Raw genomic sequence first — 11,783 nt, forward strand, 5'->3', positions numbered from 1 at the left:
GCTATGCTGATATTGGAATCCTTGATCTGTATGAATCATGAGATTATGCTCTGTAGGCAGCTTTTCAATAGCTTTCTCTAAGGAAATACAAACAAAGCGAACAGTTGGCGATGTAGAGATACTAAATGACACAATCTCACTATTATATAAGTCCATAATGGGTGAGAGATACACTTTGACATCTGAGTTGTCCACTTTGAACTCAGTTACATCACTGACATAAACTTCATTCATCTGATCTACGTTAAATGCTCTGTTTAGCTCATTATCTGCGATTTTTCCAACTTCACCTTTATACGAACTATACTTTCTACTTCTTGTTGTGAATTTCGTACACAATAAATTGTGCTTCTTCATAAGTCTGAGCACTCTTTTATGGTTCACAATAATTCCTAGATTCTTCAGTGCGAGTACAACTCTTCTATATCCGTAAGTAAATCTAGATTCTTGAATGATAGATTGTATTTGTTGAACTAATCGCTGCTCAGATTCATTTACCTGATTTAATTTTTCTTTCCATTCATAAAATGAAGATCTTGGTAACTCAGAAACCTCTAACCAAGTACTTAGTTTAATCTTTGGTTTAATTTGCCTTACTTCTAGTACTACTTGCGTCTTTTCTTTGTTTGAGCACGCTTTTCCCGAAGCAAGGCATCCAACTTTTTTTGGTAAAGCAGTTTTGCTTCAAGATACTCATTTCTTTCTCTTAGTTCAATAAGTTCTTCTCTTTCAGACTTTGATAGTTCTTTTGGTTCATGGTTATTCTTAGCCATAGTCGTTCCCTCACATTTTCTAGGTCTTCCTAAAGTACCACATAAACCACTAAAGCCTTCTTCATCATACTTTCGCTGCCAACTAGCAATGGTAGATGGCGTTTTAATACCAAAGACTTGAGCTGTTTCTGTATAGGAAATTTCGTTATCTTTCCTATAGTTTAATACGGATAACTTAAACTCACCAGAATAACGTGTTTTGGACATGCTTTTTTTAAGACCTTCATCACCATGTATCTTATATTGTCTAATCCATTTTTTGATTGTATCTTTCTTTACGTTAAATTCCTTAGAAAGACCGACTGGCCCTAATCCTTCTTCATATCTTCTTATAATGTCTATCTTCAAATAATAACTGTATTTTGACATACAAATAACCCCCCTAAATCCGTGTCCGGATTTAGGGGGTCAGTGCAAAACTAGATTTTCATCTAGCATTAGAGGGTGTGCGAATTAAATTTTATATTATGCGTTCGCCGCTTCTTTATCTTTTACTAATTGTCCGCCACCGTCGTCTAAGTATTTTAGGATACCTTCTGACGCACGGTATGCGAGTGCACCGATTGTTGGTGTTGGGTGGTGTCCTCCAAATTGAGGGAATGCTGATCCACCGACTACGAATAGGTTGTCAACGTCCCACATTTGTAGATAGTTGTTGACTGCTGAGTTCTCACTTGATTCACCCATGATTACTCCACCTGTGTAGTGTCCACCTTGATACTTGTGGTCAAATTCTTCAGGTACTTGGTCGTCTTCGATGTGGTCTGCGCCCATCGCTTCTAGGATTTCATGACATCTTTCTACACCGAACTTCGCGATGTTACGTTCGTTGTCACCAAATTTATACGTTACACGTAATAATGGGTCACCGAACTCATCTTTATATGTTGGATCTAAATCCGTGTAGTTGTGGTAGTAAGATAAAGTACATGCAGAGTACCAAACGTGTAGCATACTATATGCATATTTTAGTGACTCTTCTTTAAACTCTTTACCCCATGTTGGTGTATCGCCTTTAATGTTTTGTCCACTAGCGATCGCACCAAATCCGTATTGACGTAATTCGATACATCCACCACCGATGAAGTCTAAATCAGTGTGGTCAAAGTTATCTGCTTGATAGTCGTTTAAGCAAGCACCAAGTGCTCCTGCACCCATGTATAAGTTAAACTTCTTATCGTCGAAGAATCCTCTTGCACCGTTAAATGAAGAGTTGTATTGACCGTTGAAGTTACGTCCAATTACACCTTTACGTGTCTCTGGGTCGTACTGTTCACCGATGTCTGAAAGCATAAGTAGACGGTTGTTTGAAATCGCAAATGCTGCAAGTACAACAACGTCTGCTGGTTGCTCATACTCTTCACCAGTAACTAAGTCTGTATAAAGAATACCTTCTGCTTTTTTAGAGCCTTTGTTGTACAGTACTCTACGAGCAAGAGAATGTGTACGTAATTCAAAGTTATCGTGTTTTAAAGCAGTTGGAATAACTGTTGCGAGTGGGTCAGACTTTGCACTGAAGTCACATCCTGCACGTGTACAGAATGAGCAGTACATACAAGCGTTCATCTTTTCACCATCAGGGTTCTCATAGTTTTGAGACATGTTTCCTGATGCCATTTGGAACGGATGTAATCCGAGTTCTCTCGCTGCATCTTTAAATAATTTTAATGGAGGAGTTTCTTCCATTGGTGGGTTTGGCCATTCCATTTTGCGTTCTGGAGCTAATGGATCTTGCTCCCCACCAATACCTGCTGTTTTCTCCCACATTTCATAATATGGCTCAAGCTCTTCGTAAGTAATTCCCCAGTCTTGAATTGACATTTCTTCAGGAATTTTATCTTTTCCGTAGCGCTCTTCAGTCATACTACGAATTTCAAAGTCATATGGCCAGTAACGATATGTACTACCTGCCCAGTGCACACTTGCTCCACCGACGTTAACTCCTAATTGGAAGTCTTTCATCGTACGAACAGGTAATGCTGTTTCGTCCATTTCGTTACGTGACGTTACTGTATCACCTTTTAGATTTTGCATGATTTGGAAACGATTATCAAAACGAAGCTCGTCTTTTACACCGATATAGTCTTGTCGGTTCGCGTCTCCACCACGCTCTAGTGTAACTACTTTTTTACCAGCTTTCGCCATTTCAGCACTTACTACTCCACCAGCCCAGCCGGTACCTACAACAACTACGTCGACTTTATCTAATTTCTTAGCCATAAGTTACGCCTCCTCCTTGATAATCTCTTAAACTTTCAGGTTCGAGTTCTAAGAACTCTTCAGACATAATATCGTGTTCCCATCCCATACGTGGTCCTGGGTAACCGATCATCTTCCAACCTGCCATATCTCTATTGCCGCCGTAAACCGGGTCAGAATACACACCTTCAATCACAAGGCTTCTTAATAATTCAAAGAATGCCTCTGAACGCATACCTGGCGTTTCAACTTCTCCCGCTTCAAATTGTTTTAAAATATCAATCATTTGTTTCTCTTCAAGTTCATGGAACTTTTTATCGTGAGCTTCTTGACTGACATCAGTTAATTTTCTTAAACCGATAATCATCATCTCACCACGTGTAATTCTTTCTTGACGCCCGTGAGTATCTGAACGCATCGGTTCAAATGGTCCAAAACGGTAGTCTGTTGAGTTATGTCCGTAGTGACCATACATTTGTCTATCGATGAAATACGGTACGCCGAGTTCAGTTGCACCCGGTCCATTATCATCTTCTGGATAAATTATATCTGCAGCTGCAGCAAGGTTTTTAAAGTCGTCTTGACGACTGAAGTATGTTCGCGCATCTTTAATTGGGAGTGATTCAGCCGATTGGCCGCCACCTTCACCAGAATCGCCTCCTCCGACAGTCGGTGCATCTGATTTACCGCCATCTAAGTTGAACCCAATGAGTCCACCAAGTAACGAACCACCGATAATACCACCAGTAGCAACACCTGTTGTCTTCAGGAAGTCACGTCTTGAAAACTGTTTTTCATTTTTGTTTTCAGCCATGATAATTTTCCCCCTTTACATTATCATATCTCTATTTTAACAACTTACATCTAAAATACAATACGGTAAAGCATTTCGACCGTATTATATATATTTAGAAAAAATTACAGTTTCTATTTCCCCAAATTTATCTTCGTCAATCACAAATGAACCATTTGAATATTTGTCAGATAAACGAATGTCCATTGCTTCAATATCTACATGCTCCGTATCATTAAATAAGAAAATCTTAAAGTTACCTTTGTAAAGTGTGGCACGTATTACCTCATGCGGTTTTGACTTCACTGTTTTATATAACATTTTACCGACTTGACTACGTTTACCAAGCTCAAATACGTCGATACTCGTACGTTTAACTGCACCTCTATTTGTCACAGATAACAAGTAATCATTATCCTTTACGAGTTGTCCGAATACGACTGCGTCATTATCTTTTAATGAAATACCTTTAACACCTTTTGTACGAAGGCCAGTTTCTGATACTTCATCGATCTTAAACATCAGTGCGATACCGTTTTTAGTCAGCAACAATATGTTCGTATTGTCCGTGACAACGTCCACGCTAACGACCGCGTCGTCTTTGCTTAAGTTGATCGCTGTAATCACACGGTTAATGCGTGTCATTTCGTGATCTTTTAACGTTGTTTTCTTCACTTGACCAAGTTTTGTCGTAATGACGATAGAAGCCGCTTCATCAAACGACTCAATCGCATACGCAAACAGTGGGTACTCATTACTTTCGATATTATATTTACTCGATAAATGTACGCCGTGGTCTTTCCAACGAATCTCTTCTAGTTCATGGACAGGGATTACCATATAATTACCTCGGTTTGTAAACACGAGTAACGTTTCTAGCGTATGTCCTTCTTTAAAGAACAGTAACTCATCGTCATCTTTCATACCGAGTTCTTCAAATGGACTCGCTCCAAAACTTCTCGGACTTGTACGCTTAATGTATCCGTCACGTGTCACAGTAATTACTGTATCCTCTTCTCGAATTAACATCTCACGATTTACTTCAAGTGATTGTATTTTGTCTTCTATGACAGTTAAGCGCTCTGATTTGAATTGTTGTCTCACGTCACGCAATTCTTTTTTAATTACTTTTTTAAGCGTGTTTTCATCGTCGATAATTTCTTTTAACGTATTGATTTCGAATTCTAAATCGACATGTTCGTTTTCTAAATCTACGATATCAGTATTTGTTAAACGATATAACTGAAGCATGACGATTGCTTCTGCTTGTCGTTCAGTAAAATCATACGCACTCATTAAGTTTTCTTTCGCATTCTTTTTATTTTCTGATTCACGAATAATTCGAATAACTTCGTCGAGTATCGATAACGCACGCATTAATCCTTCGATAATGTGCATACGTTTTGACGCTGCATCGAGTAAATATCTAGAACGACGTAAAACGACGTCTTTTTGATGTGCGATATATGCTTCTAACATCTCTTTTAAACTTAATAATTTTGGTCGGCGGTTATTAATCGCGACCATATTAAAGTTATACGACACTTGTAAATTCGTCTTTTTATATAAGTAATTGAGTATCGCATCGATATTAGAGTCCTTACGTAATTCGATGATTACCCTTAAACCGTCACGGTCTGTTTCATCTCGTACTTCTAACATACCGTCGACTTCTTTATCTAATATAATTTCATCGATCTTTTTAACAAGTGCTGCTTTATTTACTTCAAACGGTAATTCTGTAATGACTAAATGCACTTTGTCTCCACGTTTAGTTTCAACGTCGACTTTTGCACGCACGACAATTCTACCTTGTCCTGTTTCATATGCTTTTTGAAGTTCCTTTTTACCTTGAATAATCCCACCTGTTGGGAAATCAGGTCCTGGCATAATTTCAAGTAATTCACTTGTTTTTACAGTCGGTTTATCGATGACTTTTAACGTCGCATTAATCACTTCTTCTAAATTATGTGGTGGGATGTCTGTTGCGTAACCCGCTGAAATACCAGTTGAACCGTTCACTAAAATATTCGGAAACTTTGACGGTAATACTGTCGGTTCTTTTGCCGTGTCGTCGAAGTTGTCCATAAAGTCGACAGTATCTTTATCGATATCGTTTAATAACTCACCCGATAATTCAGACAGACGCGCTTCAGTATAACGCATTGCTGCTGGTGGGTCTCCGTCGACTGAACCTTTGTTACCGTGAATTTGAACGAGCTCTTCACGCATCTTCCAGTCTTGACCTAAGCGTACCATCGCGTCATATATACTCAATTCACCGTGTGGGTGATAGTTACCAATTACGTTACCGACAGTTTTCGCAGATTTACGATATCCTTTGTTATACGTATTTCCGTCTTTATACATCGCATATAAAATACGGCGCTGTACGGGTTTTAATCCGTCACGTACATCTGGAATCGCACGGTCTTGTATGACGTATTTACTGTATCGCCCAAATCGGTCACCGATGACGTCTTCAAGTTTTAATTGTTGAATATGTTTATGCATAACTATCACCGTCCTCTAAAATGTCTATACGATCACTATCGAGTATTGACGCGTCATCTTCTAACGTAAAGCTGACATTTTCTTCAATCCAGTCACGTCTAATTTCAACGTTATCTCCCATTAACGTAGATACACGTTTTAATGAGAGCGCCTCGTCATCGATGAGCACTTGAATGAGCGTACGATTTTCTGGATCCATCGTCGTCTCCCAAAGCTGGTCTGCCATCATTTCCCCGAGACCTTTGTAGCGTTGAATTTCAACGTTATCCCCGAGTTCTTCTTTCATTTCTTCAAGTTCCTCTTCTGTCCATACATATCGAACCTCTTGTTTTTTACCACGTTTTTTTTCTAATTTAAATAACGGAGGTAACGCGATATACACTTTACCCGCATGTAAAAGTGGACGCATATAATTAAAGAAGAAAGTAAGGAGTAGTACTTGAATATGTGCACCATCTGTATCCGCATCTGTCATAATGATTACTTTATCGTAATTCACTTGATCGATATCAAACTCATTACCAACACCTGCGCCGATCGTATGGATAATCGTATTTATTTCTTCATTTTTAAAGATATCTTCAAAACGTGCGCGTTCTGTATTGATCACTTTACCTCTTAACGGTAAAATCGCTTGGAATTTTCTATCGCGACCAAGTTTCGCTGAACCTCCTGCAGAGTCCCCCTCTACTAAAAAGAGTTCGTTTTTCTTTCTGTTTTTGCTTTGAGCTGGTGTTAACTTACCAGATAGTAAAACGTCACGACGTTTGGATTTTTTACCGTTACGCATCTCTTCACGTGCTTTACGTGCAGCGACACGCACTTGTCTTGCTTTAATTGCTTTTTTAACCAGTTCAGCAGATAAAACACCGTTCTCTTCTAAAATATATGGTAAATTCTCACTTAAAACGTGATCCATTAATTGTCTCGCTTCAGGTGTACCGAGCTTCCCTTTTGTTTGTCCTTCAAATTGAAGTAACTCTTCAGGAATTTTAACGGAAATGACAGCTGTTAGCCCTTCACGAATATCGTTACCTTCGAGGTTTTTGTCTTTATCTTTTAATTCACCAATTTTACGTGCGAAATCATTAAAAATACGTGTAAATGATGATTTAAAGCCAACTTCGTGCGTACCGCCGTCTTTCGTACGGACATTGTTTACAAAACTCATGACCGTTTCTGTGTACTGGTCATTATATTGAAATGCAACATCTGCTTGCATACCGTTTAGATTACCAGAAAACGCGATCGGTGATCCGAAGTTTTCTTTACCTTCATGTAAGAAATTAATAAAAGAAAGTAAGCCATCTTCGTAATGAAACGATTCATGTTTATCTGTATTTAAGTCTGTAATAATCACTTCTAGATTTTTTTCTAAAAATGCGGATTCTCTCATACGGTCAACGATCGTTTCAAAGTTAAACTGTGTACCCGTTTTAAAAATCGTGTTATCCGGCTTAAACGTGACACGCGTTCCGGTTTGGTTCGTATTGCCAATTTCTTTTAACGGCTCGTCAACTTCTCCGCCGTTTTTAAATGACATACTATATCTTTTACCGTCTCTACATATTTCAAGTTCTAGCCATTCTGATAATGCGTTTACGACGGACGCACCAACACCATGAAGTCCTCCAGACGTTTTATATCCACCAGAGCCAAATTTACCTCCAGCGTGGAGGATTGTAAAAATAACTTCTGGCGTCGACTTACCACTTTGGTGCATGCCTGTTGGTAATCCACGTCCGTTATCACTCACAGTAATACTTCCATTTCTATTGATTGTAATTTCTATTTTATTTCCAAATCCGTTAATAATTTCATCTACTGCGTTATCTGTAATCTCATATACTAAGTGATGAAGACCTCTCGCGTCCGTTGATCCTATATACATACCTGGACGTTTACGAACCGCATCTAGGCCTTCTAATATTTGAATTGAGTCATCTGAGTAATTTGAATGTGCCAACCGTGTACCTCCTACAAACATACGTTCGAATTAAAAACTCTTCTTATATTTTATAGTACTTCCCTCAATTTGAAAACCTCTAACATATTTTATAAGTTAACATAACATTATTATAGACGCTTCATTAATAATTATATACACACGAGCGAGATGTGTTAAAATATTATTACCTACTATTAAAAATGAGGGTGTCAAATGGAATTATCAACAATTGTTTTACTTATTGCTTCATATATTTTTGGTGCGATTCCGTTTGCTTACATTATCGGAAAAGTGTTTTATAACGTCGATATAAGACAACACGGAAGCGGTAATATCGGTACGACGAATACGTTTAGAATTTTAGGTAAAAAATCAGGGATTATCGTCTTAATATTAGACTTTTTAAAAGGTGCAATTCCAGTTTATGTAGCGATGTGGATGAACGTAGATATACCGGTCATTATATTTGGATTATGTGCAGCACTTGGTCATGTTTTTTCTATATTTTTAAAGTTTAAAGGTGGAAAAGCTGTCGCAACTGGTGCCGGTGTGATCATGGCCGTTACGCCTCTTATCTTTTTAATTATTTTACTCTGTTTTTTAATCGTCTTAACTGTATTCCACTACGTATCACTTGCGAGTGTATCTGCCGTTACGATGCTCTTTATACTATCGTTATTTACAAATAATTTAGCACTGAAAATCGTATCAGGAATACTCTTTATACTTATCGTCTTTAAACACATACCAAACATGAAGCGGATTAAAAACAAAACTGAACCAAAAGCATACTTATTTAAAAAGAAATAAAGGCCAAGACATTTGTCTTGGCCTTTTATATGTGAGCAATTAGTTTTTAAGTTTGTCTCTAAGTACCATTTGTAAGATACCACCATTACGATAGTAGTCTACTTCTACTTCAGAGTCAAATCTCACTTTAACATCGATATCTACAGTGCTTCCATCTTCTTTAGTCGCAGTGATTGTAATGATATCTCCTGGTTTAACATCTTCGTTTACAGGGATGTTAAACGTTTCGTTTCCTTCTAAACCGTAGTCTTCAGCGTGTTTACCTTCAACAAATTGAAGCGGTAATACACCCATCATAACTAAGTTAGAACGGTGAATTCTTTCGTATGATGCAGCAAGTACTGCTTTCACACCGAGTAAGTTTGTACCTTTAGCTGCCCAGTCACGGCTTGATCCCATTCCGTAGTCGTCACCAGCAAGTACAACTAAACCAGTGCCGTCTTCTTTATACTTCATAGCTGCGTCGTAAATACTCATTACTTCGCCAGTTGGCCAATAAGTTGTGTATCCACCTTCAGTTCCTGGTGCAACTTGGTTACGAATACGAATGTTCGCAAATGTTCCACGTACCATTACTTCATGGTTACCACGTCTAGAACCGTATGAGTTAAAGTCACGTGGTGATACACCTTGTTCAATTAACCATTTACCTGCTGGTGTATCTTTACCAATCGCACCTGCTGGAGAAATGTGGTCTGTCGTTACAGAGTCACCGAACTTCGCAAGAACTTTAAGGTCATTTAATGCTTCAACTTTGCCCGCTTCTTCTGGTAACTCTTCGAAGAATGTTGGGTTTTGAATATACGTTGAATCATCAGAGAAGTCGTATAATGGTGCATCTGTTACTTTAATGTTGTTCCACGTTTCGTTTGAAGTAAACACTGTCTCGTATTCACGTTTGAATAATTCTGGTGTTACTGTTTCATACACAGTATCTCTAACTTCTTGAATTGATGGCCAGATATCTTTCATAAATACGTCGTTACCGTCTTTATCTTGTCCAATCGGATCGTTATAAAGGTCAATATCAACCGTACCTGCTAAAGCGTAAGCAACTACGAGCTGTGGTGACGCTAAGTAGTTCGCTTTAACTAGTGGGTGGATACGCCCTTCAAAGTTACGGTTACCAGATAATACAGATGACACGAGCATGTCGTTTTCAGTAATTGCTTCTGTTACTTCGTCACGTAATGGACCTGAGTTACCGATACATGTCGTACAACCGTAACCAACAGTGTTAAACCCTAGCTTATCTAGATACTCTTGAAGACCTGAGTTTTCAAGGTAACCAGTAACTACTTTTGAACCTGGTGCAAGTGAAGTTTTCACGTGCTTAGGAACTGATAATCCTTTTTCGACTGCTTTTTTAGCAACTAATCCTGCACCTAACATAACGTACGGGTTAGATGTGTTCGTACAAGATGTAATAGCAGCGATGACTAAATCACCTGTTTTAAGAGTTTCTTTTCCACCGTCGTTATACTCAACGTCGACTTTTTGGTCGAAGATTTCTTTAGAATAACCGTGACCGTGGTTACCATTTTCTCTCGTTACAGACGCTTCGAATTCTTCTTTCATTTTTGAAAGTAAGATTAAGTCCTGAGGACGTTTCGGTCCTGATAATGAAGGCTCTACTGTAGATAAGTCTAATTCAAGCACTTCAGAATATGTTGGTTCTTTATCTGGATTAAAGAATAAATCGTTTTCTTTTAAGTACTGTTCAACTAATTGAATATGATCTTCAGAACGACCAGTTAGTCTTAAGTAGTTTAATGTTTCCTCATCGACTGGGAATAATGCGTTCGTTGCACCGTATTCTGGTGCCATGTTTGAAATCGTTGCACGGTCAGCAAGTGGTAAATTTGATACCCCTTCACCGAAGTACTCAACGAATTTACCAACAACACCGTGTTCACGTAGCATTTGAGTGATACGTAATGCTAAGTCTGTTGCTGTTGCACCTTCTGGTAATTGGTTTTTTAATTTAACACCAATAACTTCAGGTAATGGGAAGTAACTTGGTTGACCGAGCATTCCTGCTTCAGCTTCGATACCACCAACACCCCATCCGAGCACTCCTAAACCGTTGATCATTGTCGTATGAGAGTCTGTACCAACGAGTGAGTCAGGGAAGATTACATTGTCACGGTCATGTACAACGTTTGCTAAGTACTCTAAGTTTACTTGGTGAACGATACCTGTAGCTGGTGGCACTGCTTGATAGTTATCAAACGCTTCAGCTGCCCAGCGTAAAAATTCGTAACGCTCTTTATTTCTTTCAAATTCTAATTCCATGTTTTTAACGAGTGCACTATGTGTGCCGTAAGAATCAACTTGTACTGAGTGGTCGATGACTAAGTCCACTGGTACTTCAGGGTTAATTTTTTGAATGTCACCGTTTTTGTCATTCATCGCTTTACGTAATGACGCTAAGTCCACGACAGCTGGTACACCTGTAAAGTCTTGAAGAATTACACGTGATGGTTTAAACGGTACTTCTTTACCTTGTAAATCACCTTTGTCCCAGTTCGCAAGAGACTCGATATGTTTTTCTTGAATAGAATGTCCGTCATACTGACGTAAGACAGATTCTAATAACACACGAATAGAATATGGTAGCTGTTCAACATCACTATGCCCAGCATCTGTTAAAGATCTGAGTGAGTAGTATGTCTTCAGAACCCCATTTACATTCAATGTGCGCTTTGCATTTTCTTGTAAATTGTTTGCCATAAAATTTCCCCCC

Annotated in this window: 7 protein-coding genes and 1 pseudogene; 1 reads left to right on the forward strand and 7 read right to left on the reverse strand. The window is 38.6% G+C overall.

The features are described 5' to 3' along the window. The 6 genes and pseudogenes from TJ68_RS08495 to parE all read right to left on the reverse strand — a co-directional run. Window positions 1-606 (reverse strand): annotated as a pseudogene (locus TJ68_RS08495) (IS3 family transposase); the annotation flags it as partial. Further along, complete coding sequence (locus TJ68_RS02995) at window positions 606-1,142, reverse strand: helix-turn-helix domain-containing protein (protein WP_040928657.1); 537 nt, start codon at window positions 1,140-1,142, stop codon at window positions 606-608. The gene TJ68_RS02995 and the pseudogene TJ68_RS08495, both read right to left, overlap by 1 nt. A gap of 96 nt (window positions 1,143-1,238) precedes the next feature. Then, window positions 1,239-2,993: a GMC family oxidoreductase gene (locus tag TJ68_RS03000; RefSeq protein ID WP_040928658.1), complete on the reverse strand. Its 1,755-nt coding sequence runs from the start codon at window positions 2,991-2,993 to the stop codon at window positions 1,239-1,241. Further along, window positions 2,986-3,786 carry a gluconate 2-dehydrogenase subunit 3 family protein gene (locus tag TJ68_RS03005; protein WP_040928659.1) on the reverse strand — a complete coding sequence of 267 codons (801 nt, stop codon included), beginning with the start codon at window positions 3,784-3,786 and terminating at the stop codon, window positions 2,986-2,988. The genes TJ68_RS03000 and TJ68_RS03005 overlap by 8 nt, the downstream gene beginning before the upstream one ends. Window positions 3,787-3,870: 84 nt before the next feature. After that, complete coding sequence (gene parC, locus TJ68_RS03010) at window positions 3,871-6,279, reverse strand: DNA topoisomerase IV subunit A (protein WP_040928660.1); 2,409 nt, start codon at window positions 6,277-6,279, stop codon at window positions 3,871-3,873. Continuing rightward, entirely contained in the window at window positions 6,272-8,245 is a 1,974-nt protein-coding gene (gene parE / locus TJ68_RS03015) for a DNA topoisomerase IV subunit B (protein ID WP_420329223.1), read from the reverse strand. Before parE ends, parC begins: the two co-directional genes overlap by 8 nt. 195 nt (window positions 8,246-8,440) lie before the next feature. On the opposite strand from parE, the gene plsY reads away from it, so the two are divergent. Then, entirely contained in the window at window positions 8,441-9,037 is a 597-nt protein-coding gene (plsY, locus tag TJ68_RS03020) for a glycerol-3-phosphate 1-O-acyltransferase PlsY (protein WP_040928662.1), read from the forward strand. A gap of 39 nt (window positions 9,038-9,076) precedes the next feature. Here plsY and acnA read toward each other — a convergent pair whose 3' ends face one another. Further along, complete coding sequence (gene acnA / locus TJ68_RS03025) at window positions 9,077-11,770, reverse strand: aconitate hydratase AcnA (RefSeq protein WP_040928663.1); 2,694 nt, start codon at window positions 11,768-11,770, stop codon at window positions 9,077-9,079. Window positions 11,771-11,783 lie beyond the last annotated feature (13 nt).

Source organism: Nosocomiicoccus massiliensis, from assembly GCF_000438455.1.
GTDB classification, from domain to species: Bacteria; Bacillota; Bacilli; order Staphylococcales; family Salinicoccaceae; genus Nosocomiicoccus; species Nosocomiicoccus massiliensis.